Source organism: Nocardioides sp. Root1257 (assembly GCF_001425175.1).
Classification (GTDB): Bacteria; Actinomycetota; Actinomycetes; order Propionibacteriales; family Nocardioidaceae; genus Nocardioides.
Genome location: NZ_LMDV01000009.1, coordinates 678,133 through 704,041 on the forward strand (window position 1 = coordinate 678,133; position 25,909 = coordinate 704,041).

Sequence of the window (25,909 nt, forward strand, 5' to 3'; positions counted from 1 at the left end):
CCGATGGCCCTGTATCAGCTCATCGACGGCGGCATCAGCACCGAGTCGATGAGGTAGACGGTGGCGTTGGCGGTGGGCACGTTGCCGCAGACGACGACGGCCTTGCTGGCACCGACGGTGAAGTCCTCGCCGGAGCCGTCGACCTTCAGGTCCTCGCCCTCGAGGGTCTTGTGGGTGCCCGCGACGTCCTCGGGGGAGAGCTGGCCCGGGACCACGTGGTAGGTCAGGACCTTGGTCAGCGTGGCCTTGTCGGCGAGCAGGCCGTCGAGGTCCTTCTTCGGGACCTTCGCGAACGCGTCGTCGGTCGGCGCGAACACCGTGATGTCCTCGGTGGAGTTGAGGGTGTCGGCGAGACCGGCGGCGCCGACCGCGGCGACCAGGGTCTTGAGCGCCGGGTTGGCGCTGGCGGCCGTGGCGACCGGCTCGGTGGCCATGCCGTTGAAGGAGCCGGCACCGTCGGCGGGGACCGCGGAGCAGCCGGCCCCGAAGGTCTGCGCGGCGGCGTCGGCGGCCGCCGAGGACGTGTCGTCGGACGGCGACTGGCTCGTCGAGGGCGAGTCGCTCGTCGTGTCGGAGGCGGAGCCCTCGGAGTCGGAGCCACCGCAGGCGGCGAAGGTGAAGGTCGCGGTGAGCGCCAGGGCGGCGAGCCCGGTCGTACGGCGGAGGGAGCGGTTCATGGTGTTGCCTTCCGTTGAGGTCGGTACATGCGGTGTTCGGACCTGCGACCACGACGGATTGCCCGGGGCGCAGAAAAAGTCGGGAAGTTTCAGGAGACGATGACGACGACTTCCTGGATGCCGCTCGAGCCGTCCGGGAAGGGCGTGGCCCGCTCGGCGACCTGCGGGTCGCCGTCGCCGCTCACGGCGCGGCTCGAGAGCGTGTGCTGGCCGGACTCGGCGGTCCACGGGAGGTACCACTGGCGCCAGTAGTCGTTGCCCGCCGACTTGCCGAGCCGCGCCTCCTGCCACTCGCCGTCGTCGACGCGCACCTCGACCTTGTCGATCCCGCCCTGGTGCTGCGCCCAGGCGATGCCGCCGATGACGGTGCGGCCGGGGTCGATGGTCGCCAGCGGCTTGGGGGTGTCCACCCGGCTGGAGATCTTGATGGGGGCGTCGGTGGCCCAGTCGCGCTTGGTCCAGTACGCCTCCTGGTCGGCGTACGTCGTCAGCGTCATCCGGGTGATCCACTTGCAGGCGCTCACGAAGCCGTAGAGGCCGGGCACCACCATCCGTGCCGGGAAGCCGTGCTCGATCCGCAGCGACTCGCCGTTCATGCCGACGGCGATCATCGCGTCGCGACCGTCGGTCGCGATGTCGAGCGGGGTGCTGATCGTCATGCCGTCGACGTCGGTGCTGAGGATCTGGTCGGCCCGGGTGCCGTCGATGCCGGCCTGCGCGAGCAGGGCGGTCAGGGGCACGCCGAGCCAGCGGGCGCCCCCGACGTACCTCCCGCCGACCTCGTTGGAGACGCAGGTGAGGGTGATGTCGCGCTCGATCAGGTCCATCGCCAGCAGGTCGTCGAGGGTGAAGGTGACCTCCTGGTCCACGTCGCCGTCGATGGTCAGCGTCCAGCCGTCGGCGTCGACGATCGGCAGCGTCAGCCGGGTGTCGACGCGGTAGAAGTCGTCGAGCGGCGTGCGGAAGTCGGTGATCCCGGGGACCCGCCGGTCGAGCCCGGTCGGGAAGGCCGGCGCCGGGTCGGAGGGGTCGGGGAGGGCGATCTGCGTGACGCGGGTCCGGTACGACGTGATCCAGCGACCGGCGCCGCCCATCACCGCCCCGGCGACGGCCAGGGTGCCGGTCGCGACCAGCACGCCGCGCCGGCTCGGACCGGTGCCCGTCGCCGGCGTCTCGCGAGCTCCGTGGGGCTGGGCCGCCCGGCACAGCCACCAGAGCGCCGCGACGCCGACGACCCCGGCCACCAGGCTCGGAAGCAGGTCGGTGACGGACGAGCCCGGCCGGTGCAGCGCGGCACCGGCCGGGATCGCGACCAGGACGACCAGCAGGGCGGCGCCGTACCTGAAGCGGCGCCGCGCGAGCAGGCCGGCGACGGCGGCGAGCACCAGCACGCCGAGGAGCACGGAGCCGACGAGGATCGTCTTGTCGTGGGTGCCGAACTGCTGGATCGCCCACTCCTTGAGCGGGGTCGGCGTCAGGTCGATGACCTGCGAGCCGACCGCCAGGACCGGGGACGAGGCGGGCTCGGTCAGCGCCGCGACCAGGTGCCCGGCGGCCACGCCCACGAGCGTGGCTAGGACGCCGAAGCCGGCCCAGGACAAGGCATGGAGCAGACGGTTCCTCATGGGGGGTGTTCGGAGCCGCGCGCTCCTCGGATGTGCGGCTGCGGCAGGATGGTCGTATGCCCGAGCTCGTGCACTACTCCACGGCCGACGCGGTCGCGACGATCACCCTCGACTCCCCGCACAACCGCAACGCGCTGTCCCGACAGCTCGTGTCGGAGCTCTTCGCCGGCCTCGAGCGCGCTGCGGACGACGCCGACGTGAAGGTCGTGCTGATCACCTCGTCGGGCCGGGTCTTCTGCTCCGGCGCCGACCTCTCCGAGGCAGCCTCGGAGGGCATGGACGAGGGGACCCGCAAGATCGTGGCGCTCCAGCGCCTGATCGTGTCGATGGACAAGCCGGTCGTGACCCGCCTCGGCGGCGCCGTCCGGGCCGGCGGCATCGGCATCGTCGCCGCCTCCGACATCGTCCTCGCGGCCGAGGACGCCACCTTCGCGCTCACCGAGGTCAAGCTCGGGCTCGCGGCCGCGATCATCTCGCTCACCGTGCACGCCCGGATGAGCCCCCGTGCGGCCGCGCTGACCACGCTCGGCGGCGAGGTCTTCACCGGCACCGAGGCGGCGTCGTACGGCCTGGTGACCCGTGCGGTCCCGGCCGACGACCTCGACGCCGAGGTCGCGAAGGTCTGCGCCTCGCTCGCCACGGGCGCACCCCAGGGCCTGCGGGAGTCGAAGCGCATCCTCAACCGCGACCTGCTCGCCCGCATCGACGCCCACGGCGACGAGATGGCCGAGCTGTCCTCGCGCCTCTTCGCCTCCGACGAGGCCCGCGAGGCGATGACGGCGTTCCTGTCCCGGAAGAAGTAGACGGCAGGTAGGCTTGTCGACTCGCTGAACGGGTTGAGGGGACAGGCGTGTCGGAAGAGCTGGTCGAGCGGGAGATCGCGGCCGAGCAGGAGTTCGTGGACCGGGTCTACCGCCAGCTGGAGGTGTCCGCCCGGGCGGCCCAGGAGCTCGCCAAGGAGGGCCACAGCCGCGGGCGGCTGGGCCACGAGGGTGGGCTGGTCGAGCGGGACGCGATGGTGTTCCAGGCGGCGCGTCGCATCGCCCAGCTCGACGCTGCCCACGAGGGCCTCGTCTTCGGCCGGCTCGACATGCTCCCGGAGCTCGACCCGGCCCCGCGCTACATCGGCCGGATCGGGCTGCGCGACGACGACCGCGACTCGCTGCTGATCGACTGGCGGGCCCCGGCGGCCGCCGTCTTCTACCAGGCCACCGCCGCCGAGCCCCAGCGCGTCGTACGCCGGCGCGTGCTGCGTGCCGCCGGCCGCGACGTTGTCGGCGTCGAGGACGAGCTGCTCGACGCCGAGGTCGAGACCGACCTCCCGATCATCGGCGAGGGCGCGCTGATGGCGCAGCTGTCCCGAGCCCGCGACCGGTCCATGCACTCGATCGTCGCCACCATCCAGGCCGAGCAGGACAAGGCGATCCGCGCACCCGGTCGCGGCGTGGTCTCGATCTCCGGCGGTCCCGGCACCGGCAAGACAGTGGTGGCGCTGCACCGCGCGGCCTACCTCCTCTACACCGACCGCCGTCGCTACGAGACCGGCGGCGTGCTCGTCGTCGGCCCCAGCGGCGTCTTCATGCGCTACATCGAGCGGGTGCTGCCGAGCCTCGGCGAGACCGCCGTCGCGCTGCGCTCCCTCGGCGAGGTCGTGGACGGCGTGCGCGCCACCCGCCACGACGAGCCCGCGGTCGCCGACGTGAAGGGCTCGGCGGCCATGGCCGAGCTGATGCGTCGTACGGCGCGGCAGCAGGCGCCCGGCAGCCCGAACGAGTTCCGGATCTTCTGGCGCGACGACACGATCGTGCTCACCCGCGGCCAGCTGGGGACGATCCGACGCAGCCTGATGTCGCAGGGCCGGCGCAACCGCCAGCTGCCTCGCGTCGTGGGCACGCTGCTCGACGCGATGTGGCGGCAGGTGCGAGGCGAGCGCGGTCGCGACCGTGGCCGCGAGGCGTTCGACGACGACATGACCTCCGACCAGTCCTTCCTCGACTTCGCCGCCGCGTGGTGGCCGCCGCTGGACGCCGCCGACGTGTTCGGCTGGTTGCGTGACCCCGAGTTCCTGACCCGCGTCGCCGACGGCGTCCTCGGGCCCGAGGAGCAGCGACTGCTCGCGAAGTCGTGGGCCAACGTCGGATCGGAGAGCGCGCAGGACTTCTCCGTCGAGGACATTCCGCTGCTCGACGAGCTCCGCTACGCGATCGGCGACGTCCCCGTGCGCACCGACGACGAGGCCGCCCTCGGCGACACGGGGCTGCTCGACGGCGGCATCGACATGCAGGAGCTCTTCACCGCCGCCGACCGTGAGTTCGCGCCGACCGGTCGCGCCTGGGCGCCGCCCACCCACCGGATCGAGGACGACTCCTTCGCCCACGTGCTCATCGACGAGGCCCAGGACCTGACCCCGATGCAGTGGCGGATGGTCGGCCGCCGGGGTCGTTCCGCGTCCTGGACGATCGTCGGCGACCCGGCCCAGTCGTCGTGGCCGGTCCCTGCCGAGTCGGCCGCCGCCCGGGCCGCGGCGCTCGAGGGCAAGGAGCTCCACGAGTTCCACCTCTCGACCAACTACCGCAACTCCGCCGAGATCTACGCCCACGCCGCGGCGTACGCCGAGCGGGTCGGTCTCGACGTCGACCTGCCGACGGCGGTCCGCTCGACCGGCGTCGACCCCGTCGTCCGCACCGGAGTCGTCGAGCTGGAGGCCGCGACCCGTGAGGCGGTCTCCGCGATCGCCGAGCAGGTCGCGGGCACGGTCGGCATCGTGGTGCCGGCCGCCCGGCGCTCCGAGGTGAACGCGTGGCTGGCCTCCTGGCCGGAGCACGCCGCCGACGCGGCCGGCGCCCGAGCGGCCGTCGACTCGACCGTGACGCCGTCCGGCGAGGACCGGATCGTGGTGCTGACCGGCCTCGACACCAAGGGCCTGGAGTTCGACGGCATCGTCGTCGTACGCCCGCAGGAGATCGAGGACGAGTCGGCGACCGGCCGGGCGACCCTGTACGTCGTGCTCACCCGCGCCACGCAGCTGCTGACGACGCTGGGGTGATCCCGGCAGGGGCGCGATACCATGCCAGACGGCGGTCGATTTCTGCTCCGCCATGCCGTCATTTTCGGGGGACTACATATGAGCTTGCGATCGAGTGTTCTTCGCGACGAACGGGGGTCAGCGCTGTTCGCCACTGCCTGGCTGCGTCGCGCGGTCCTCGCCGCGATGGACTTCGTCTGCTGGGGGCTCGCCCTCGGCGTCATCCTCGGCGTCCGACTGGACTTCACCATCACCCAGGTGGAGTGGACGTCGGTCGTGCGCTACGGGCTCACGGCGGGCGTCCTGATGATCGTGCTCGGCTACGTCACGAAGTTCTACCGTGGCCGCTTCCTGGTCGGCTCGTTCGACGAGGCGCTCGGCCTGGCGCTGCACGTCGGCGCGGTCGCCGTCCTGACGCTCATGATCTCCCAGGCGTTCTTCCCCGGTCTGCCGCGCAGCATCCCGATCCTGGTGCCGCCGCTGGCGCTGCTGCTCTCGGCCGCGGGCCGCTACCTCTTCCGCGTCCTGCGTGAGCGGATGGCGGGCGCGCCGCTGCCCGTCGGCCAGATGCACAACGCGATCATCTACGGCGCCGGCGATGCCGGCCGTCAGGTCGCCCGTCTCGTGCGCAACGACGCCGAGCTGTCCTTCCGGGTCGTCGGGTACGTCGACGACAACATCGGCAAGCGGCACCTGCGCATCCACGGCGTCCCGGTCCTCGGCACCGGGGAGTCCCTGATCAGCATCGCTCTCGAGCAGGACGCGACCGCGGTCATCCTGGCGGTCCCGGGCGCGGACTCCGCTCTCATCGGCCGCGTGCAGGAGATGGCCCACGACGCCGACCTGGAGTTCTTCGTGCTGCCGCGGGTGAGCGAGCTCATCGGCGGGCGCGTCGCCGCGACCGACATCCGGCGCGCGGAGATCGGTGACGTCCTCGGCCGGCACCAGGTCTCGACCGACCTGAGCTCGATCGCGGGCTACCTGACCGGCAAGCGGGTGCTCATCACCGGCGCCGGTGGCTCCATCGGTGCCGAGCTCGCCCGCCAGGTCCACAACTTCGGTCCGGCCAGCCTCGTCATGCTGGACCGCGACGAGTCCGCCCTGCACTCCGTCCAGCTGGCCATCTACGGGCACGGCCTGCTCGACGGCCCGGACACGGTGCTGGCCGACATCCGCGAGCTGCCGACCCTGCGCCGGGTGTTCGCCGAGCACCGTCCCGAGATCGTCTTCCACGCGGCGGCGCTCAAGCACCTGCCGATGCTGGAGCGGTTCCCCGACGAGGGCTGGAAGACCAACGTGCTGGGCACGCTCAACCTGCTCCGGGTCGCCGCCGAGTACGACATCGAGCACTTCGTGAACATCTCGACCGACAAGGCGGCGGACGCCACGTCGGTCCTCGGCGCGACCAAGCGGGCCGCGGAGCAGCTCACCGCGTGGCAGGCCGAGCAGACCGGCCGGCCCTACATCAGCGTCCGGTTCGGCAACGTCCTGGGCTCGCGCGGGTCGATGCTGCACACGTTCAACGCCCAGATCGAGGCCGGCGGGCCGGTCACGGTGACCCACCCCGACGTCACGCGCTACTTCATGACGATCCCCGAGGCCTGCGAGCTCGTCGTCCAGGCGGGCGCGATCGGCCGCGAGGGTGAGGTGATGGTGCTCGAGATGGGCAAGCCGGTGAAGATCCTCGACGTCGCCCACCGGATGATCGGTCTCTCGGGCGCCCGCGGCGTCGGTGTCGTGTTCACCGGCCTGCGGACTGGCGAGAAGCTGCACGAGGCCCTCTTCAGCGAGGAGGAGCACGCGCGCCCGACGGACCACCCGATGATCCGTGCGGTGTCCGTGCCGGCGCTGGACCCGGCCGACCTCAGCGACCTGAGAGTCTGATAAAAGGTCCGTACGACCGCCTCCGGGCGACGTTGACGATGCCGTCGCGGTGGGTCACGTCTGGCACCATGGGCGGGTGAAGACCGCTCCTGGATGCCGCGAGGCGCGAGTCTGACATGGCGGTGCACCGGGACGAGAGGCGACGAGCCTCTCGTCGTCAGAAGATCGCGGTCGCGGTCGGGTTCGTCGTCGCCGCCCTCATCGTGCTGATCTTCCCGCTCGTGCGGGTGGCCATCGCGGCCCAGGAGGCGAGCGACGACCTCAGCGCCGCGGGCGACGCGGCCCAGGCCGGTGACGAGGACGCCGTCCGCGACGCCGTCGCGCGGGCGCGCGGCCACGTCGACAAGGCGCAGGAGGGCTCCCAGGGGATCATCCCGGATCTCTGGGGCCGGACGCCCGTCCTCGGCCAGTCTGTCGCGGACGTACGGCACCTGATCGCGGCGCTCGACGACGTCACGTCGGTCGCCGAGATGGGCGCCGACCTCTACCCGTCGGTGGCCGGCGACCGCGCCACGCTGTTCCACGACAAGAAGGTCGACCGCGACACCCTGGCCGAGGTCGTCTCGGGCGCCCGCAAGTCCACCCCGTTGCTGGAGGCGGCGGCGGACGAGATCGGCCAGGTGCGCGGGACCGCGATGTTCGGCGGGGTCATCACGTCGCGGCGCGACGATGCCTCCAAGCAGCTGACGCCCCTGATCGACGGCCTCACCCAGGCCCAGCCGCTGCTCGACTCGCTGCCCGCCTTCCTGGGCTTCGAAGGCCCCCGTTCCTACCTCGTGGCCATCCAGAACCCCGCTGAGCTCCGCTACTCCGGTGGCGCGACGCTCGCCTTCGCCCGCATGACGTGGCGCGACGGCACGCTGGACCTCCAGGACGCCGCCCCGCTGGTCCAGGACGACCGGCTGCGCGTCCCGCTGACGTGGCCGAGGGTCAAGGGCAACCCGTTCCACCGACCCAACACCTACCTCGCGAACTCCACCTTCGCCCCGTCCTGGTCGGTCGCCGGACCCGAGCTGCTCCGGGCGTGGCGCAGCGCCACCGACGAGACGTACGACGGGGTGCTCGCCGTCGACGTGGTCGCCGTCGCCAAGGTCCTCGCCGCGAGCGGGCCCACGACGGTGCCGGGCGTCGGGGTCGTGGACGGGGCCGACCTGACCAAGACGCTGATCGGCTCCTACGACGACTACTACCCCGACCCCACGGTCCAGGACCAGTCCTCCTCGAGCATCGTCTCGGCCGTCCTGACCCAGGTCTTCGCCGGTGGCAACGAGCTCGCGAAGGCCCAGGCGCTGATGAGCGCGGGTGCGGGGCGGCACCTCTCCCTGTTCGTGAAGGACCCGGACGTCCAGGCCGCCTTCGGCAGCCTGGACATGGACGGCAACCTCTCGCAGCCGGTCGGCGACTACCTCGGGGTCTTCACGCAGAGCCTGCGTGCGGCCAAGGTCGACTACTACCAGCGCCGCCACGTCGCCCTCGATGTCGCCCTCGACCCCGACGGGTTCTCGCGGGACCGGTTGAACGTGCTCATCGACAACGACACGCCGCCGTACGCCGTCCCCGGCGACGACCCGCACGAGGGCTACTTCACGCGGTGGTCGACCCTGGCCGCGTCGGCGTTCCTGCCGGGGAAGGCGAAGGTCCGGAACTTCTCGGTGGGCGGCCAGGAGTGGGACGGCCGCGTCGGCACGTTCTACGACCACTCCTACCTCGCCCAGGGGACCGTTGTCCCGCCCGACAAGTCCACCCACCTGCGCGCCTCCTACCGCGTGCCGGGAGCAGTCACGAAGGGCGCCGACGGCCAGCTCGTCTACCGGCTGTCGGTGGACCCGCAGGGCACGGTGCTGCCCGAGTCCCTCGCGGTGACGGTGCACATCCCCGAGGGGTTCCGGTCGACGTACCTCCCGCCGGGGTGGACCGTGCAGGGCTCGACGCTGAAGATCGAGGTCGCCGCGCTCGAGGCGAGCGAGCACTGGACGATCGTGCTGGCTCCGGCCTAGCGCTCGACGATCGCGACCGGGCTCTCGTCCACCGGGACGGAGTCACCCTTGCTCACCGAGCGACGCTCGCCGTCGAGGTCGAGGACGGCGGTGGCCCCGGCGCCGGCGCGCACCCCGTCCACGTCGCCCACGCTCCAGACGACCCGCAGGGAGTCCTTCGCGCGCCGTACGACACAGGTGTAGACGCCGTCGGCGCGCTGGCATTGCGGGCCCGCCGATCCGGCCATCCAGTCGTGGACGGTGGCGAAGGCGTCCCCGGCGGCCGTGGGCTCGCCGTCGCTGACCATCGTCACCGCCAGGGTCGGGGAGCCGAACCAGCCCAGCCAGTAGACGCGGTCGATCCCCATGGCGGCCTGCAGCAGGTAGGTGCGTGCCACCACGGCCGCCTGCTCGGCGTCCGAGTAGGGCGTGGCCTCGGCGGTGCCGCCACTGGGCACGCCGTAGTTGATCTCGTTGGTCCACACCGGGAGGCGGACGTCGTGCTCGGCGAGGATGCTCCGCGCCTGGCACACCAGGGCGAGCGCGTCCTCGGGGGTGCCGTCCTCCATCGGGAAGGGGTCGATCGCCGCGACGTCCACGCTGTCGGCGACCGGCTTCCCGTCCACCTCGGCGCCCCAGTACTGATCCATCCAGTCCCGTTGGGAGGACAGGCGCAGGGTCGTCGCGGGCGCCACGACGAGCGCGTCCGGCTCACGGTCGTGGATGATCGTGCCGGCCGTGACGGTCAGCTCGGCCATCTGCTCCGGCGTGCCGGACCAGTTGCCGGTGATGTTGGGCTCCGGCCAGATCTGGTAGTCCAGCTGCGTGCCGTAGCGCTCCACGACGGCGGTGACCCACGCCCGCCAGGCCTCCGTGTCCGGCATCGTGGTCGCGGCAGAGGCAGCCCCCGGGTCCGCCGCGTGGAACGCTGGCGTGAACCCCAGGACCACCATCGGCCGGGCGTCCCGGTCCTCGGAGGTCTCGACGATCTGGTCGAGGCGCGAGAAGTCGTACTGGCCGGGCGCCGTCTCCACCTGGTTCCAGTAGACCTGGGACGTCGTCAGGTTGACCGCTCCGACCGGCGCGTCCGGGAAGTCGCTGCCGATCGGCGACGACACGTGCATCCCCCAGTACGCCGGGGCGAGGTCCCCCTGCGGAGGCTTGGGCGCGCACGACGCGACCGGTCGGGGGGCGGACGACCCCGTGTCGTCCCGCAGGACCCACCAGGTCGCCCCGCCGGCGGCGAGGGCGAGGACGACGACCGCGGCCGTCACGACACGCACGTTCAACAGCTACTCCCAAGAATCGTCTGCGCGGACAGCCCCCCACGCTACGTGCTGCTCAGGCCAGGTCCCGCCAGGCGTCCTGCCCGTACGGCGCCTGCCAGCGTGTCTCGAGCCAGCCCGGCTCCTGCCGCTGGCCGAACCACATCATGTCCAGGCGGCGCGCGATGCCCGCAGCCCGGCCGGACCAGCGCGCGACGCGGTAGCCGGAGCCCACCACCGTGCGGGCCAACGGCTCGGGCAGGTGGACGGGCTCACGTCCGCCGAGCAGTCGCACGAGCCCGGCCGTGGTCAGCCCCTCCCACGGCTGGAGCACGACGGGAGGCGGCTGCTCGCTGCAGGTCGCGACGTACGCGATCGCGTCCGCGACGTTGGCCACCAGCACCTGGGGGGTCGGTCGCTCGCCGTCCCCGGCGACCGTCGCGAGAGGTGAGCCGAGCGCGCGTGCCAGGGTGCGGGTGACGGCCCGACCGTGGCCGTGGACCGACGTCGGCCGGAAGCAGACGGTGGCGCCTCCCCGCTCCTGGACCAGCGCCTCGCCCCACGCCTTCGCGGCGGAGTAGGGGCTGAACGGGCTCGTCCCGAGCGACTCGTCGAGGACCTCGCGCCGTCCCTGGACCGCCGCCGAGCTCACGTGGACCAGTCGCGCGGCGGGTGGCGCCGCCCGCGCGACGACTCCCGGAAGCAGCGCGTCGGCGCCCACCAGGGCGTCGTCCCCGCCGGCCGTGGCCGTGGCGAGGCCGGCGGCGTTGACCACGACCGAGCAGCCTGCGAGGGCGGACCTGAGCGACTCCACCTCGCGCTCGAGGCCAGGGGCTGCCAGCTGGGTGCTCAGCTCGGCTGCTCCTCGCGCGCTGCTCGACAGCCGCGGGCTCGGGACCCGTCGTACCTCCACGCCCCGGTGCTCGAGGGCCTCGACCACGGCCGAGCCGACGAACCCGCTCGCTCCCAGCACCGCCACGCTCGGCACCGTCGTCACCGGTGCCTGCTCCGGGCGGCGGCGAGGAGCATCCGCTCCAGGTGCTCGGCGCCTGCGGCGGAGCCGAGCTCGCGCTCGTACGCCGCGCGTCCGCGCGCCCCCATCTCCTGCCTCTCCGGGAGGGGAAGGTCGACCAGGGTCCGCATGCCGGCCGCCAGCTCCTGCGCGTCCTCGGGGGCAACGGTCACGCCGCAGCGCACCCGCTCGACCAGCGCCGCCGCATCTCCGGCGACCGAGCAGAGCACGGGGCTCGCGCACGCCATCGAGGCCTGCACCTTGCTCGGGATCGTGCCTCGGAAGAGCTCCAGGTCGCGCAGGCTCACCAGCTGCGCCACCGAGGCCGCCATCAGCCCGGGCATGTCCGCCATCGGGCGCGGTCCGAGGAACCGGACCCGGTCGCTCACCCCGAGCCGGGCGGCGAGCTCCTCGAGGCCGGGCCGGGCGACGCCGTCGCCGACGATCGCGAGGCCGATGTCCGGGCGGTTGCCGAGCAGCGCGACAGCTCGGACCGCGTGCTCCAGCGCCTGCACCTCGCCGACGCCGCCAGCGTACATGATCCACGAGCGGTCCGGCGCGAGCGCGGGGTCGACCACGGGCGGCGCGGGCCGGAAGACCGTCTCGTCGACCCAGTTGGGGATCGACTCCGGGGACACCCGGGGGCCGCGCTCCGCGATCGTCCGAGCCATGGTCGGGCTGATCGCGGCGATGCCCTCCGCTCGCCCGTAGAGCCGGGTGAGGAAGGCGGTGATGCCACGCTCCGCCGCGTCGGACGCGCGACGGTTGCCGATGAACCCGCTCGCCGTCACCGTCTCGGGCCACAGGTCCTGGACGTAGAGCACGTAGGGCACCCCCGCGGTCGCCCGGAGCGCCATCGCCGCGGCGCCGACCGTCGCCGGCGTCAGGTAGACCAGGCAGACGTCGACGTGGCGGAGCCAGCCGACCTGCAGCGTCGCCGAGGCGGCGAACGACGTCAGGCTGGCCGCGCGGCGCAGGGCGTTGTCGTCGTGGCTCGGGACGTCCGGCACCCGGAGCAGCTGCACCCCGTCGCGCACCTCGTGGCGACGCGGCGCCATGCGGTAGCCGGAGTGCACCCGACCCTGGGGATAGCTCGGGAAGCCGGTGAGCACCTGCACGTCGTGCCCACGGGCCGTCAGGGCGCGCGCGATCGCGGTGGGATGGGCGGCCGAGCCGGTCTCGGGCTCGTACCACTGGGAGATCATCCCGATCCTCACGAGGCCACCCTGTCGGCCGGGTCGGCCGGCACCGGCCGCACCAGCCTCGGCGAGGCCAGGTAGGCCAGCACCACCAGCGCCGCGAGCAGCGCCGCGACGAGCGGCTGGTCGTCGTACAGGCCGGCGGCGAGCAGGCAGACGGCGGCGGCGAGGGCAGCACTCCACGCGGCGGCCGCCCAGGCCGGCCAGCCCCCGAGCACCAGCCGCTGGTAGACGTGGCCGCGGTGCGCCTGGGTCAGGGACTGGCCCGCCCTGGCCCGCTTCAGGATCACCCACCCGGTGTCCGCGAGGTAGATGAGCGTCGGCGCGACGACCAGGGCGACCGGCGCACCCGAGGCCCACGCGAAGGCGAGGGCGGTGCTGACCAAGCCGCCGATGCCGTAGCTGCCGACGTCTCCGAGGAAGATCCGCGACGCCAGGTTCCACGGCAGGAACCCCAGCGCGGCACCTGCCAGCGCGCACCCCAGGACGACCAACGAACCCTCGTCGTACTCGTGGCCCAGCCAGAGCAGCCAGCCGCCGCAGACAACCGTGTTGAGGGCGGAGATGCCGTTGACGCCGTCCATGAAGTTGAAGGCGTTCACGTAGGCCACCACGGCGACCGTCGCCACGAGGACGAAGACCGGGGCCCACACCTCGGCGCCCGCGGACTGGTGCTCGATCACCAGGGCGGTCGCCAGCGCGACGGCTCCCTGGGCGGCCAGCCGGAACGCGGCAGGGAGCGAGCGGACGTCGTCGGCGAGGCCCACCGAGCCGAGCACGACGGCAGCGGTCAGCGCAGCGACGGCGCCGTCCGGCAGCGCCTCGCCCGCGGCCAGCACCGCCAGCAGGACGGCCAGCAGCAGGGCGAGCCCACCGCCGCGGGGCGTGTGGCTGCTGTGCAGCGAGCGGTCGTTGGGGACGTCAGTGACACCCAGCCGGCGCAGCACCGGCACCAGCAGGCCGGTCAGCACCACGGATGCCGCCAGCGAGACCCAGAACGCCGTCACGAACCGGTCCCGACCAGCTTCCGGAACTCAGGGAGCCCCGTCAGAAGCTCCACCACCTGGGTGACGTCCAGGCGGTCGGTGTTGTGGGAGTGGTAGTCGTCGACGTGGGTCTCGGTCGGGTCGCCCTGGTCGAAGTACTCGCCGTAGTTGAGGTCGCGGGCGTCGACCGCCACGCGGTAGTAGTCGCCCTGGTCCTCGGCGCGCGCGAGCTCCTCGCGGGTCGCGAGCGTCTCGAAGAGCTTCTCGCCGTGCCGGGTGCCGATCACCTTGAGGTCCGCCTCGCGGCCCATCGCCTCGGCGACGGCTCGGGCGAGGTCCCCGATCGTGCTGGCCGGAGCCTTGCGGATGAAGAGGTCGCCGGGCCGTGCGTGCTCGAAGGCGTGCTCGACCAGCTCGACCGCCTCGTCGAGGGACATCAGGAACCGGGTCATCGAGGGGTCGGTGAGCGTCAGCGGGTTCCCGTCGCGGACCTGCTGCACGAACAGCGGGATCACCGATCCGCGCGACATCATCACGTTGCCGTAGCGGACCGTGGACACGGTGGTCCGGGCGGTCGGGTTGTTGCGTGCGAACGCCTGCGCGACCTTCTCCATCAGGGCCTTGCTCATCCCCATGGCGTTGACGGGGTACGCCGCCTTGTCGGTGCCCAGGCAGACGACGCTCTGGACGCCGTTGGCGTCGGCGGCCTCGATGACGTTGGCGCTCCCGAGGATGTTGGTCCGCACCGCCTCCAGCGGGAAGAACTCGCAGCTCGGCACCTGCTTGAGCGCCGCCGCGTGGAAGACGAAGTCGACCCCGCGGGTCGCCCGCCGCACGCTGTCCTCGTCGCGCACGTCGCCGATGTAGAAGCGGACACGCGAGTCGTTGAGGGCCTGGCGCAGCTCGTGCTGCTTGAGCTCGTCACGACTGAAGATCCGGACCTCGCGCACCGCCGTGTCCAGCAGCTTGCGGACCATCGTGGAGCCGAACGAACCGGTGCCCCCGGTCACGAGCACCGTCGACTGGTCAGTGTGCATGGGGTGTGAGTCGCCTTCCCGGATCGAACAGTCGCTCAGTCTAGGGAGCGACTGTCGGTGGCCGCCAGACGGCACCTACTTGCGCGAGGCCACCATGACGGGCCGGTAGTCGACCTTGATCACTCGCGAGCCTCGCAGCTTGGCCTTGGCACCCGCCTGGTTCTCGAGCCGCAGGCTGGAGGCCACCGTCGTGACCTTGATGCGACCCTTGGCGGCCCAGTAGATCCGGCGGACGTCGTGCTTGCCCTTGGTGGCCGTGCACGTCCACAGGCCGCGCTTGGCCTTGCAGCCCCGGAAGTTGGTGCCGTTGAGCCAGTTGCGGACCGTCGTGTAGGACTTCGCGACCGGCGTCGCGGCACCGCTCTTGGTCGTCATGTTGACCGACAGCTCGGGGCTGACGGACCACGCCAGCCAGTAGGTCCGCTGCATCCCGGCCGCGGCGCTCAGGGCGAAGGTCCGGACCACGAAGGACTGCTGCTTGGCCATGGGGTAGCGCACGCCGGTGGCCGCGTGACCGCCACGGACGCCGTAGTTGATCTCGTTGTTCCAGATCGGGGTGCGGACGCCGATCTTGGCGAGCGACTTCTTGATGGAGGTCATGATCGCGAACGAGTCCTCGGGCGTGCCCTTCTGCTCCGGGAAGGGGTCGATCGCGATGGCGTTGATGTACGAGTGGATCCGCTTGCCGCCGACCTTCTGCTTGAAGAAGGAGAGGGTCCAGGCGCGCTGCCCGGGCGTCCGCAGCGCCACGGCCGGGGAGACCACGATCGCTCCCTTGCCGGCGTACTGGTGGATCGCGGTCGCGGCGGTGGCGGTCAGCTGCGCCATCTGGGCGACGGTGCCCTGCCAGTTCTGCGTGACGTTGGGCTCGGGCCAGATCTGGTAGTCGAGCTGGGTGCCGTAGCGCTGGGCGACCTGCGTGACGTAGTTCTTCCACGCCGTCAGGTCAGGCACCGAGGTGCGGTAGTCCGCCGAGCTCGGGGTCGGGGAGTAGAACTGCGGGGTCTGCCCCAGCACGATCATCGGCCGGGCGCCGGCTGCGCGCGCGGCGGCGACCTGGTTGTCGAGGTGGGTCCAGTTGTAGACCCCGGCGCTCGTCTCGATCGCGGGCCAGTACGTCGAGGACGTCGTGAAGTTCGCAGCGCCCACGGTGACGCTCGGCTTCTTCGTCCAGTCGTTGTGGTGCATGCCCCAGAAGGTGGGCTTGATCGTCTGCGACTGCGCGGCGGGAGCCAGCGCGAAGCTCGACAGCACCAGGGCCGGCGTCAGCAGCACCGCCATCAGTGCAGTGCGTGCAGTCGCCCGAGAACGAGACAGAGACATGTACTTCCCCCATAGATGACAGCGCCTGTGGCGTCCAGAACGGAGCCGAGGCTAACACTGGGGTGAGCTCGGAGCCGCTTTCGGCAGGCCGCCGCCGGGTCGGGCGCCGTCACCTCGCCTGCCGACCGGTGCTGCCGACCGGTAGCATCCCTGCGTCGGTGGAGGGTGATGCTGCAGGGGAACCTCGTGTCTCGAGCGCCCGACGCCTGGAAGGAACACGCGTGAGGATCGCGATCACTGGTGCCTCCGGATTCCTCGGGTGGCACACGGCCAGCCGGCTGCACGCCCTGAGCGGCGTGGATGCCGTCCGCATCGGACGGCAGGAGTACGCCGACCCGCAACGGCTCGCCGCGGCCCTCGCCGAGGTGGACGTCGTGCTGCACCTGGCCGGTGTGAACCGCGCCGGCAGCGACGACGAGGTCGAGCGCGGCAACGTCGCGCTCGCCGACGGCCTGGCGGATGCCCTGGCGCACGTCGGACGGCCGGTGGACGTCGTCTACGCGAACTCCGTGCAGGCCGACCTGGACAACGCGTACGGGCGGGGCAAGGCCGCCGCGGCGACCGTGCTCGATCGCACCGTGCGGGCGGCCGGTGGGCACTTCGCCGACCTCCTGCTCCCGAACCTGTTCGGCGAGCACGGCAGACCGGCGTACAACTCGTTCGTGGCGACGTTCGCCCACGAGGTGGCCGCCGGGCGTCGACCGAGCGTCACCGGCGACCGGGAGATCCCGCTGCTGCACGCCCAGGACGCCGCCCGGGAGATCCACGACTCGATCGGACGGACCGAGCGCCGGACGGTCGAGGGCGAGCCGCGGAGCATCGGCGAGGTGCTGACCCTGCTGGAGCAGGCGCACGACCTGTACGCGACCCGCGGGGAGATCCCGCCGCTGCCCGGCCGCTTCGAGGTGAACCTCTTCAACACCTACCGTGCGGCGGCCTTCCCCGACATGTGGCCGCTCTCGCCGCAGGTGCACGCGGACGACCGCGGCTCGCTCTTCGAGACGGTGCGTGCGCACGGCGGCACCGGGCAGGCGTTCGTCTCGACCACCCGGCCCGGGCAGATGCGAGGAGACCACTACCACCTGCACAAGGTGGAGCGGTTCTTCGTGGTGCGCGGCGAGGCGGAGATCAACCTGCGGCGCCTGCTGCACGACGACGTCGTGACGTTCCGGCTGAGCGGCGAGCAGCCGTCGTTCGTCGACATGCCCACGATGTGGGTGCACAACATCCGCAACGTGGGCAGCAGCGAGCTCGTCACGATGTTCTGGGCCGACCAGCTGCTCGACCTCGACAACCCCGACCAGTACCCGGAGAAGGTGGTCCTGCCGTGAAGGTGATGACGATCGTCGGCACCCGCCCCGAGATCATCCGGCTGGCCCGGGTCATCGCGAGGCTGGACGCGACCGCAGGGATCGACCACGTCCTCGTCCACACCGGGCAGAACTACGACCGGCAGCTGAACGAGGTCTTCTTCGACGACCTCGGGCTGCGGGCTCCCGACCACTACCTCGGGGTGGACACGTCCAGCCTGGGCTCCGTCCTCGGCGGCGTGCTGATCGGCACGGAGCGGGTGCTCCTGGAGGAGCGGCCGGACGCCGTCCTGGTGCTGGGTGACACGAACTCGTGCCTCGCGACCGTGATGGCCAAGCGGATGCGGATCCCGACGTACCACATGGAGGCCGGCAACCGGTGCTTCGACGAGAACGTCCCGGAGGAGACCAACCGCCGGCTCGTCGACCACGTCGCCGACTTCAACCTCGCCTACACCGAGCACGCGCGCCGCAACCTGCTGGCCGAGGGCCTGCATCCTCGGCGCGTGATCGTGACGGGCTCGCCGATGCGCGAGGTCCTCGAGGGCGTCAGGGACCGGATCGAGGCCTCGGACGTCCTCGAGCGGCTCGGTCTCGAGGCCGGGGGCTACTTCCTGGTGAGCGCCCACCGCGAGGAGAACGTCGACAGCCCGGAGCGGCTGACCGCCCTGCTGGCGTGCCTCGACCGCGTGCACCGGGTCCACGACCTGCCGATCGTCGTCTCGACCCACCCCCGGACGCGCAAGCGGCTGGAGGCGCTGGGGCAGGAGGTCGAGGGTGACGTGCGGTGGTTGGAGCCGTTCGGCTTCCACGACTACAACCATCTCCAGCTGCGTGCCGCGTGCGTGCTGTCGGACTCCGGGACCATCGCGGAGGAGGCGTCCATCCTCGGGTTCCCGGCCGTCACCCTGCGCGACTCGATCGAGCGGCCCGAGGCACTCGACACCGGGTCGATCATGATGACCGGCCTGGACCCCGACGACGTGGAGCGGGCGGTCCGCGTCGCCCTCGACGACGGCCCCGTCACCAGCTCGATGCCCGCCGGCTACGAGATCGACGACACCAGCAACCGGGTCGTCCGGTTCATCCTGTCGACCGCTGGGCGCCACCACGCGTGGGCCGGGATCCGCCGCGACCCCGCAGCCCGTCCCTGACGCCGGCGGCGATCGCTCGCAGCTTCGCGATCCGCTCCCGCTCGAGCAGCACGATCTTGAGCGGACCCCAGGCGAGTGCCGCCGCCTGGCGCACCGACCACCGGAGGGCGCCGCGCAGCGTGCCGGCGCGGGCGAGGAGCAGGAAGTTGCGGTACTTGTAGTACTGCCGGTCGGCCGAGTGGTGGCTGGCGCGCACCCCGACTCCCGCGACGCTGTGGGTGCGGGTGGCGCCGAGGGAGTGGAGCAGGACCGCCGCCGGCTCGACGGCCACCCGCCAGCCGGCGGCCCGCAGGCGCAGGCACAGGTCCCAGTCGACGTAGTCGATGAAGAGGTCCGCCCGGAAGCCGCCGACCGCTCGCAGCGCGCCGGTCCGGCACAGCGACCCCGAGGTGATGACGCCCATGACGTCGTACGCCGACGGTGCCTGCGGGTCGCCCTGCAGCACGTCGGCCGTCAGCTCGTCCCGCACGACCGGGCCGATCACCGCGACCTCCGGGTCGGCGACGGCCGTGCTGCCGGCCAGCCGAGGCACGAAGTCGTCGGGCAGCCGGCTGTCCTGGTCCAGGGTGAGCAGCCACTCCTCGTCCGTCGCTGCGTCGAGCAGGGCCGCCAGCGCTCCTGAGACCCCCGTGTTGCTCCCGAGCCGCACGACCTCGGCGCCTGCCTCCTCGCAGGCCACCAGCACCTCCGCCCCGGTGTCCGAGCCGTTGTCGATCACCCGGACCCGGCAGCCCTGGGCGAGCACGGAGGCGCACAGCGAGACCAGGGACTCCGGCGGGTTGTAGGAGACGACGCCGACGCTGGGGAGCACGTGGCCGAGGGTAGTGCTTGCGGCGGGGCGACCCCTGGCCGGAGGGCGGCGGCGCCGCCACCATTAGGATGCTGCGAATGGGCACGGGGGGCAGTGGATCGAGCGAACCGCTCCGGATCTCGGTCTGCCTCGCGACGTACAATGGCGCCGCACACATCCGCGAGCAGGTCGACTCGATCCTCGCTGACCTCGGTCCCCATGACGAGGTGGTGGTGGTCGACGACGCATCTCGAGACGAGACCGTCGCCCTGCTCGAGGGCCTGGCGGATCCACGGTTGCGCGTCGTCCGCTCCGGGCACAACCAGGGTCACGTCAAGACGTTCGAACGCGCGATCGGCGAAGCATCGGGGGAGATCATCATGCTCAGCGACCAGGACGACGTGTGGCCTCGGGGCCGCACCGAGACTCTGGCGACCGCGCTGGCCGACGCCGACCTGGCGGCCGGCAACTACGCGATCCTGGGTGACGAGCAGTCGGGTCCGGTGCCACCGCTCACGCCGGCGATGGACGGCCACGGGCTCGGCAACGTCGTCGGACTGATGCTCGGTCGACGTCAGTACTACGGCTCGTGCATGGCCTTCCGCAGTGACCTCCGCTCGGTGCTGCTGCCGTTCCCGCGCGCCGTCGAGGCGCACGACCACTGGCTGGCGCTGGTCGGGAACGTCGCCGGCACGACGCGACACCCCGCTGGTCCGGTGACCCTGCGCCGGGTGCACGGAGCCAACCTGAGCCCGATCCGGCGCCGTCGCATCGGCAGGGTGGCGCAGACCCGGGTCCGACTCGTCGCCCTCACCGGCATCGCCGCAGCTCGGGCCCTGCGAGCACGCCGGGGGCACCGTGCCTGAGCGCCTGCGCACCCTCGACTTCTGGACCAGCCTGCTGCTGGTCGTCGCCGTCTTCGTGGCGATCTTCGACCCGGTCGGCGTCGTCCTGCCGTACGTGAAGTACAGCGCCGTCCTCCTGTTCGCGCTGCTCAGCCTGGTCGCGGGCTGGCGCACCGGCTTCGTCGCGCTGCGCCAGTTCGACGCGGTCAAGCTCGGGCTGTACGTGGCGGTCTTCGCGGTGGTGCTGCCGGTCTACGCGACCGGCGTGCACTTCGTCCGCGGTGACTACGTCGGCGGTCCGTGGACGATGTACGCCGGGACGTTCATCTTCCTCGTGCTCCTCGTCGGCGGCGCGGCCGTCAGCGGCTCGCCCCGTCGGGTGGAGATGGCGGTCGTCATCACCCTCACGGCCCTGTCGCTCTTCGTCTGGATCATGCCGATCGGCGACCTGTTCTACGCCAGGGACGACGTCAACAACTTCGGGTTCGTGCACCAGATCTGGTCCTACCAGTTCCGCGAGTACGGCTCCGTCCAGCTTCCCTACCTCTACTACTACACCTCGCCGATGCTGGTGCTGGTCGCCTCCTACTGGGGCTACCGGGCGCTCAGGACCAAGAAGCGCTCGATCGAGTTCGTGCTGGCCTGCGTGAGCCTGGCCGCCCTGTTCTTCTCCGGCACCCGCGCGGACATGATCGTCGCGATCCTGCTGGCCGCCTTCTTCCTCTGGCAGATCAGCCGACCCGTCTTCGCCGTCGTGATCCCCGCGATGATGGTCCTGGCCTTCATGGGCCGGCAGACGCTGGGACAGATCGTCGCCGTCCACCCGGGCGAGGGCGAGGGGAGCGGCAGCGGCAGCGGCCTCAGCACCGGCGTCCCCGATGCGTCGACGCTCACCGCTCAGTCGAACGCCCGGAAGATCGACTACCTCCACGCGTACGCCGACATGTTCAGCCACCCGTTCAGCCTGATCTTCGGCTACGGCACGGGATCCTGCGTGCCCAGCCCGGCGCTCGGCGCGTGCCAGGCGGTGACGGAGCTGACGTACCTGGACACGATCCGCCTCTTCGGCCTCCTCGGCGCCCTGATCTACGCGGCACTGTTCCTCTACCCGCTGTGGCGGCACCTGCGGCGCAGCCACTACCTGTTCACCGGCTGGCTGGCCTACCTCGTCATCGCCGCCGTGAACCCCTACATCTTCTCCACGAACGGCATGACCGTCCTCGCGGCGGTGCTGCTCGCCGCCATGCGGATCCCGGCCCGGAAGGAACCCCCGTGGACGTTGCGGGAGGCGCGCGCGGAGCTGTGGTCCGGTGCTGCGCCGGCCGTTGAGGACGACGCCCGGGCGCCCGAGGTACGACGGGACGAGCGCCCGGCACGACGCAGCTGAGCAGCGTCCCGACCCCGGGGGGTCACGAGGGGGTCTGCGAGGATGCTGGCATGCGTGTCCTGATCGTCGCGACCTACTTCCCGCCCGTGAACTCCACGGGTGCGCGGAGGGTGACGGCCTTCGCTCGCAACCTCGCGGCGCGGGGTCACGACGTCGTGGTCGTCACGCCGACGAAGAGGCCGGCCCACGGGGCGCTGACGGAGCCTCTCCCGCAAGGCGTGCGGATCCTCGAGCTGCCGCGACCGACCGAGATCTCGCCGACACGCACCGAGACTCCTGCGGTCCCGTCTCGTCGGGGCGTCCTCGGGAGCCTGCGCGGCCGAGCAGCGCAGCTCGCGCTGAGGCTGTGCGGCCAGCTGCTCGACCGTGACCTGATCTTCGTCAGGGACCTGCTCCGCGACCCGCGGGCGCAAGAAGAGACGCAGCGGGCGGACGTGATGATGTCCACCTCGCCGCCGTGGATCACCCATCTCGGTGCACGGCTCCTGGCCAGGCGGTGGGGCACGCCGTGGGTCGCCGACTACCGCGACCAGTTCAGCAACGGCAACCTCGCCCAGGGCACCTGGCTCTCCCGCAGGCTGGAGGTCGTGCTCGACCGGTGGCTCGTGCGCCACAGCCAGGCCACGGTCACGGTCTCGCGTGCCATGCAGGACTACTACGCGCGGTGGAGCCCGGACACCCACCTGATCTACAACGGCTTCGAGCCGGCCCGGGTGCAGCAGGCCGTGGAGTGGGTCGCCACCCAGCCGCCGCGCTCCGGCGAGCTCGTCGTCCGCTACGTCGGGACCTACGTGGACTTCCTGCCGCCGCACGAGTTCCTGCGGGCGCTGCAGCTGCTGAAGGCCGACACCCCGGTCCGCTTCGAGATCATCGGCGCCCACTCCGAGGCGCTCGTGGAGCACGTGCGCGCGGCCACGCCGGACCTGCTCGACGTCGTGGTCAGCCGGCCGAAGGTGGACGCCGACGAGGCGCTCCGCCTGATGGCCGAGGCGGACTGCCTGGTCGTGCTCGAGACCTGGCAGCGGTCCAAGGACAGTCAGCGCGGGGTCGCGACCACCAAGCTGTTCGAGTACCTCGCCGTACGCCGGCCGACGGTCATCGCGGCCTCTCCGGACATCGAGGCGGCGCGGATCGCGCGCGACGCCGGCCTCCTGGTCTGCGTGTCGACCGATCCGGAGGAGCTCTGCCGCGGCCTGCGTGCGGTGGCGGCCGGCAGCCTCGCGCTGACGCCCGATACCGATGTCATCAACGGGTTCTCGCGGGAGGGACAGTCGGTGCAGCTGGAGACGATCCTCGAGGCCGTCGTCGGCAGCCGCCGCACCGTGGTGGAGCTGGAGCGCCGATGAAGCTGCTCAGCGTGGTCGGTGCCAGACCGCAGTTCGTGAAGCTGGCCCCGATCTCCGAGGCCGCCCTCGCCGCCGGCGTGGACCACACCATCGTGCACACCGGCCAGCACTACGACGCGGCGATGTCGGACAGCTTCTTCGAGACGCTGTCCATCCCCTCCCCGGACGTCAACCTGCGGATCGGGTCCGGCCCGCACGGCGTGCAGACGGGCGCCATGCTGGCCGCCCTCGAGCCGGTGCTGGCCGAGCGGCAGCCAGACTGGGTCCTCGTCTACGGCGACACCAACTCGACCCTCGCGGCCGCCGTGTGCGCGGCCAAGCTGCAGCTGCCCCTGGCACACCTGGAGGCCGGGCTCCGCTCCTTCAACCGGGCGATGCCCGAGGAGCACAACCGCGTCCTGACCGACCACTGCGCGGACCTGCTCCTGGCGCCGACGCCGCTGGCCAGGCAGCACCTCGAGCGCGAGGGGCTGGGGGAGCGCACGGTCGTCGTGGGCGACGTGATGACCGACGTCTGCCTGCGGGTGCGCGACCGGGTGGTCGACGACCCGGCCATGGTCCCGTTCGACGTGGCCGCACCCTTTCGCGTGTCCACGATCCACCGGGCGGAGAACACCGACGACCCCGCGCGCCTGGACCGCATCGTCACGAGCCTGCAGGGCCTGCCGCAGCGGGTCGTGCTCGTCGCGCACCCCCGGCTCGTGGCACGCGCGGAGCAGCACGGCATCACCCTCGAGGGCGGTGCGATCGAGCTGGCCGCTCCGATGGCGTACCCGCAGCTGATCGCCGCCGTCCTCCGCAGCGAGGGCGTGGTCACCGACTCCGGCGGCCTCCAGAAGGAGGCCTACCTCCTCGGCAGGCCGTGCACCACCCTGCGCACCGAGACCGAGTGGGAGGAGACGCTGACGGACGGGTGGAACGTCCTCGCCGAGCCCGCCGACCTGGCCGCCAAGGTGGGCCGCCCGGTGCCCACGGGTCCGCGTCCCCCGCACTACGGCGCCGGCGATGCCGCGCACCGGGTGATCGCCGAGCTCGTACGTCGTGCCGGGGCCTGAGTCGATGGGGGACCGAGGGCGACGTCTCACCGCGCTGACGGCCGCCGTGGTCGTCACCGTGCTGCTGACGGCAGCATCGTGCGGCGACGATGCTCCCCAGCCGGCGGCCGCCGAACCGCAGTCGGCCACGACCCCGTCCGCGAAGCCCACGCCGGTGAAGGACGCGTACCTCTGGTTCGCCGACGTCGACACGGCGGCCGAGCCGAACGTCGTGATGATCCACGGCGTGCCCTGGGTGCGCTACACCCACCTGAAGAAGCCGCAGGCGAACCCCGTCACGGTGACCCAGTGGGGGCTCGAGCAGCACGCCAAGGGACACAACAGGCTGGCGATCCGGGCGGCCAGGTGGCTGGTCTCGCGACAGCGCTCGGACGGCACCTGGGCCTACAGGTTCGACAACCCGCTCGACTGGGCCGGCACCAGCGTCAGCGCCCCGTGGGTCTCGGGCATGGCGCAGGGCCAGGCGCTGTCGCTGCTCGAGCGCGTCTGGCGCATCACCGGCAACGACGTCTTCCGCCGTGCGGGACACCGGGCGCTGGCCTCGTTCTCGGTCTCCGTCAAGAAGGGTGGCGTGCTGCGGGTGTGGCGCGGTCACCCCTTCTACGAGGAGTACCCCACCACCGAGCGTCCGACCCTGGTGCTCAACGGGTTCCTCTTCGCGCTGATCGGCCTGCACGAGTTCGCCGCGAAGACCGGCGACCGTGAGGCCGAGCGCCTGTGGCGTCGCGGGGAGGCGTCTGCCGCCGCCGTGCTCAGGCTCTACGACATGGGCGGTGGCGCGAGCTCCTACGGTCTCGCGCACCTCGCCGGCGGCCCCGCGCCGGTGCCGGTCGCCGACGTGTACCCGTACATCCACGTCGTGCTCACCCGGGTGATGTACAAGATCACCGGTCGGCAGGTCTACCGCGCGATGTCCCAGCGCTGGAAGGCCGCGCTGCCGTAGGTCACCTCGACGACGGGTGGGGTGCGGTCAGAGCCACTGGTGGTAGGTGGCCGAGAACGAGAGGCCCCGGAACCCGAGCTTGGTGTGCAGGTTGAACGACTTCAGGTTGCGCAGGCTGAGGCCGGAGTCGACGATCTCGCTGGACGCGCCGACATGGTCCATGGCGCCCTCGAAGAGGGCCACGCCGTGGCCGCTGGCGCGGCTCTCGACGCCGAGCACGCCCATCCGCCACTTCGTGATCCGGACGCCGACCTGCTCGCGGTGGTCCTCGATCCGGTAGATGAAGAAGCCGTGCGCGACGCCGTCCAGATCCAGCACGATGGTGGTCCACGCGGGCGACTCCAGGCTGGACTCGACCCATCGCCGGTACATCTCGTCGACCTTCGCCTTGGGGAATCCCGGGTCGGCGTAGAACCGGTGGGTCAGGAACGCGTCGACGGTCATGTCGACGAGCAGCGGCGTCTCGTCCGGTCGCGGTGCTCGGATCTCGTATCCGGGGGGCAGCGAGAACTGCTTGGTGCGCAGGTCCACCGCGTTCGTCAGGGTGGTCTCGATGTAGCGGAACCCCCGGCTCTCGACGGCGTGGATCACGGCCAGGTCCAACGTCTCGACCCTGGTGCAGACGAAGCGGACCCGCTCGGCTGCGCACCAACCTCGGAACTCGTCGAGCAACGCGCCCGCGATCTCCTCGCGCACGTCGTCGGACCCGCCGACCACGTGCAGGGCGTCGATGGAGACGTAGTCGATCCCCCAGAAGTCGGTGTCCCACTCGGACCGTGCCGCCACGAGCACGCCGACCAGGCTCGACGGGTCGTCGGTCGCCGTCGCGTAGAAGACCACGGACGAGGGTCGGCTGAGCAGGCCGAGGAGAGCGTCACGCTCGATCGCTCGCGCACCGGCTCGCGGGAGCGACCAGTCCGCGCAGTAGCGGCCCCACACGTGATCGTCGAACAGTCGCGCGACCTCGTCCCGCGTCGGAGGCGTGGCGGGCGAGCCCGCAGCCACGTCGAACGTCCTAGAGCTCATATCCCACTCTCACCCTGTTGCGCGGACACCGTGTCGGTCGACTG

Annotated in this window: 21 protein-coding genes; 11 read left to right on the top strand and 10 right to left on the bottom strand. The window is 71.8% G+C overall.

From position 1 onward, the window contains the following. Positions 1 to 14: 14 nt before the first annotated feature. Both ASC77_RS17360 and ASC77_RS17365 read right to left on the bottom strand, forming a co-directional pair. On the bottom strand, positions 15 to 677 hold the full coding sequence (locus ASC77_RS17360; RefSeq protein ID WP_056155783.1) for a fasciclin domain-containing protein: 663 nt from the start codon (positions 675 to 677) through the stop codon (positions 15 to 17). An 89-nt stretch (positions 678 to 766) separates the two neighbouring features. After that, a complete protein-coding gene (locus ASC77_RS17365; protein WP_235547770.1) occupies positions 767 to 2,236 on the bottom strand; it encodes a molybdopterin-dependent oxidoreductase in 1,470 nt (489 codons plus the stop codon). Positions 2,237 to 2,358: 122 nt separating this feature from the next. On the opposite strand from ASC77_RS17365, the gene ASC77_RS17370 reads away from it, so the two are divergent. The 4 genes from ASC77_RS17370 to ASC77_RS17385 all read left to right on the top strand — a co-directional run bounded on the left by ASC77_RS17370 (position 2,359) and on the right by ASC77_RS17385 (position 9,208). Continuing rightward, positions 2,359 to 3,105, top strand: coding sequence for an enoyl-CoA hydratase family protein (locus ASC77_RS17370; protein WP_056155789.1), 747 nt, complete (start codon positions 2,359 to 2,361; stop codon positions 3,103 to 3,105). Positions 3,106 to 3,152: 47 nt separating this feature from the next. Beyond that, entirely contained in the window at positions 3,153 to 5,348 is a 2,196-nt protein-coding gene (locus ASC77_RS17375; RefSeq protein WP_056155793.1) for a HelD family protein, read from the top strand. A 165-nt stretch (positions 5,349 to 5,513) separates the two neighbouring features. Next, on the top strand, positions 5,514 to 7,211 hold the full coding sequence (locus ASC77_RS17380) for a nucleoside-diphosphate sugar epimerase/dehydratase (RefSeq protein ID WP_056155796.1): 1,698 nt from the start codon (positions 5,514 to 5,516) through the stop codon (positions 7,209 to 7,211). Positions 7,212 to 7,327: 116 nt separating this feature from the next. Beyond that, the gene (locus ASC77_RS17385; protein WP_056155799.1) at positions 7,328 to 9,208 is read left to right on the top strand and encodes a DUF4012 domain-containing protein; all 1,881 of its coding nucleotides are present in this window, start codon (positions 7,328 to 7,330) and stop codon (positions 9,206 to 9,208) included. Here ASC77_RS17385 and ASC77_RS17390 read toward each other — a convergent pair. From ASC77_RS17390 to ASC77_RS17415, 6 genes are all read right to left on the bottom strand, one after another. Then, complete coding sequence (locus ASC77_RS17390; protein ID WP_056155802.1) at positions 9,205 to 10,470, bottom strand: hypothetical protein; 1,266 nt, start codon at positions 10,468 to 10,470, stop codon at positions 9,205 to 9,207. The two genes, ASC77_RS17385 and ASC77_RS17390, sit on opposite strands and share 4 nt — an antisense overlap. A gap of 58 nt (positions 10,471 to 10,528) precedes the next feature. Beyond that, complete coding sequence (locus ASC77_RS17395) at positions 10,529 to 11,449, bottom strand: NAD-dependent epimerase/dehydratase family protein (RefSeq protein ID WP_056155805.1); 921 nt, start codon at positions 11,447 to 11,449, stop codon at positions 10,529 to 10,531. Continuing rightward, entirely contained in the window at positions 11,446 to 12,681 is a 1,236-nt protein-coding gene (locus ASC77_RS17400; RefSeq protein ID WP_056155807.1) for a glycosyltransferase family 4 protein, read from the bottom strand. The genes ASC77_RS17395 and ASC77_RS17400 overlap by 4 nt, the downstream gene beginning before the upstream one ends. After that, on the bottom strand, positions 12,678 to 13,670 hold the full coding sequence (locus ASC77_RS17405; RefSeq protein ID WP_056155810.1) for a hypothetical protein: 993 nt from the start codon (positions 13,668 to 13,670) through the stop codon (positions 12,678 to 12,680). Before ASC77_RS17405 ends, ASC77_RS17400 begins: the two co-directional genes overlap by 4 nt. Beyond that, positions 13,667 to 14,686, bottom strand: a complete 1,020-nt coding sequence (locus tag ASC77_RS17410) for a polysaccharide biosynthesis protein (protein WP_056155813.1) — start codon at positions 14,684 to 14,686, stop codon at positions 13,667 to 13,669. Before ASC77_RS17410 ends, ASC77_RS17405 begins: the two co-directional genes overlap by 4 nt. Positions 14,687 to 14,761: 75 nt before the next feature. Beyond that, the gene (locus ASC77_RS17415; protein ID WP_056155816.1) at positions 14,762 to 15,967 is read right to left on the bottom strand and encodes a hypothetical protein; all 1,206 of its coding nucleotides are present in this window, start codon (positions 15,965 to 15,967) and stop codon (positions 14,762 to 14,764) included. A gap of 263 nt (positions 15,968 to 16,230) precedes the next feature. On the opposite strand from ASC77_RS17415, the gene ASC77_RS17420 reads away from it, so the two are divergent. Together ASC77_RS17420 and wecB (ASC77_RS17425) are read left to right on the top strand one after the other, a co-directional pair. Further along, positions 16,231 to 17,340 (top strand): NAD-dependent epimerase/dehydratase family protein, encoded by a 1,110-nt coding sequence (locus ASC77_RS17420; protein ID WP_056155819.1) that lies wholly within the window; start codon positions 16,231 to 16,233, stop codon positions 17,338 to 17,340. A gap of 5 nt (positions 17,341 to 17,345) precedes the next feature. Further along, a complete protein-coding gene (gene wecB / locus ASC77_RS17425) occupies positions 17,346 to 18,473 on the top strand; it encodes a non-hydrolyzing UDP-N-acetylglucosamine 2-epimerase (RefSeq protein ID WP_056156574.1) in 1,128 nt (375 codons plus the stop codon). On the opposite strand, the gene ASC77_RS17430 is transcribed toward wecB (ASC77_RS17425), so the two are convergent. Beyond that, entirely contained in the window at positions 18,403 to 19,284 is an 882-nt protein-coding gene (locus ASC77_RS17430) for a glycosyltransferase (RefSeq protein ID WP_056155822.1), read from the bottom strand. The genes wecB (ASC77_RS17425) and ASC77_RS17430 overlap by 71 nt on opposite strands. A 77-nt stretch (positions 19,285 to 19,361) precedes the next feature. Here ASC77_RS17430 and ASC77_RS17435 point away from each other — a divergent pair, with 77 nt between their 5' ends. The 5 genes from ASC77_RS17435 to ASC77_RS17455 are packed head-to-tail and all read left to right on the top strand — an operon-like array spanning position 19,362 to position 24,839. Further along, positions 19,362 to 20,129 carry a glycosyltransferase gene (locus tag ASC77_RS17435; protein ID WP_056155825.1) on the top strand — a complete coding sequence of 256 codons (768 nt, stop codon included), beginning with the start codon at positions 19,362 to 19,364 and terminating at the stop codon, positions 20,127 to 20,129. Continuing rightward, a complete protein-coding gene (locus tag ASC77_RS17440) occupies positions 20,122 to 21,495 on the top strand; it encodes a hypothetical protein (protein ID WP_056155828.1) in 1,374 nt (457 codons plus the stop codon). Before ASC77_RS17435 ends, ASC77_RS17440 begins: the two co-directional genes overlap by 8 nt. A 50-nt stretch (positions 21,496 to 21,545) precedes the next feature. Further along, positions 21,546 to 22,841 (top strand): glycosyltransferase family 4 protein, encoded by a 1,296-nt coding sequence (locus tag ASC77_RS17445; RefSeq protein ID WP_056155831.1) that lies wholly within the window; start codon positions 21,546 to 21,548, stop codon positions 22,839 to 22,841. Further along, entirely contained in the window at positions 22,838 to 23,896 is a 1,059-nt protein-coding gene (wecB, locus tag ASC77_RS17450) for a non-hydrolyzing UDP-N-acetylglucosamine 2-epimerase (RefSeq protein ID WP_056155833.1), read from the top strand. Before ASC77_RS17445 ends, wecB (ASC77_RS17450) begins: the two co-directional genes overlap by 4 nt. 4 nt (positions 23,897 to 23,900) lie before the next feature. Beyond that, on the top strand, positions 23,901 to 24,839 hold the full coding sequence (locus tag ASC77_RS17455; RefSeq protein WP_056155836.1) for a D-glucuronyl C5-epimerase family protein: 939 nt from the start codon (positions 23,901 to 23,903) through the stop codon (positions 24,837 to 24,839). A 27-nt stretch (positions 24,840 to 24,866) separates the two neighbouring features. Here the strand turns inward: ASC77_RS17455 and ASC77_RS17460 are convergent, their stop codons facing one another. Then, the gene (locus ASC77_RS17460; protein WP_156391152.1) at positions 24,867 to 25,865 is read right to left on the bottom strand and encodes a hypothetical protein; all 999 of its coding nucleotides are present in this window, start codon (positions 25,863 to 25,865) and stop codon (positions 24,867 to 24,869) included. Positions 25,866 to 25,909: the final 44 nt, after the last annotated feature.

What these genes read in the sequence shown, in the direction of transcription:
- ASC77_RS17385 (WP_056155799.1), top strand. Translation starts at nt 7,328, where the DNA reads ATGGCGGTGCACCGGGACGAGAGGCGACGAGCCTCTCGTCGTCAGAAG.
- ASC77_RS17380 (WP_056155796.1), top strand. Translation starts at nt 5,514, where the DNA reads ATGGACTTCGTCTGCTGGGGGCTCGCCCTCGGCGTCATCCTCGGCGTC.
- ASC77_RS17410 (WP_056155813.1), bottom strand. Translation starts at nt 14,686, where the DNA reads ATGCACACTGACCAGTCGACGGTGCTCGTGACCGGGGGCACCGGTTCG.
- ASC77_RS17460 (WP_156391152.1), bottom strand. Translation starts at nt 25,865, where the DNA reads ATGAGCTCTAGGACGTTCGACGTGGCTGCGGGCTCGCCCGCCACGCCT.
- ASC77_RS17415 (WP_056155816.1), bottom strand. Translation starts at nt 15,967, where the DNA reads ATGGCGGTGCTGCTGACGCCGGCCCTGGTGCTGTCGAGCTTCGCGCTG.
- ASC77_RS17435 (WP_056155825.1), top strand. Translation starts at nt 19,362, where the DNA reads ATGGGCACGGGGGGCAGTGGATCGAGCGAACCGCTCCGGATCTCGGTC.
- wecB (WP_056155833.1), top strand. Translation starts at nt 22,838, where the DNA reads ATGAAGCTGCTCAGCGTGGTCGGTGCCAGACCGCAGTTCGTGAAGCTG.
- ASC77_RS17455 (WP_056155836.1), top strand. Translation starts at nt 23,901, where the DNA reads ATGGGGGACCGAGGGCGACGTCTCACCGCGCTGACGGCCGCCGTGGTC.
- ASC77_RS17360 (WP_056155783.1), bottom strand. Translation starts at nt 677, where the DNA reads ATGAACCGCTCCCTCCGCCGTACGACCGGGCTCGCCGCCCTGGCGCTC.
- ASC77_RS17370 (WP_056155789.1), top strand. Translation starts at nt 2,359, where the DNA reads ATGCCCGAGCTCGTGCACTACTCCACGGCCGACGCGGTCGCGACGATC.
- wecB (WP_056156574.1), top strand. Translation starts at nt 17,346, where the DNA reads ATGACGATCGTCGGCACCCGCCCCGAGATCATCCGGCTGGCCCGGGTC.
- ASC77_RS17445 (WP_056155831.1), top strand. Translation starts at nt 21,546, where the DNA reads ATGCGTGTCCTGATCGTCGCGACCTACTTCCCGCCCGTGAACTCCACG.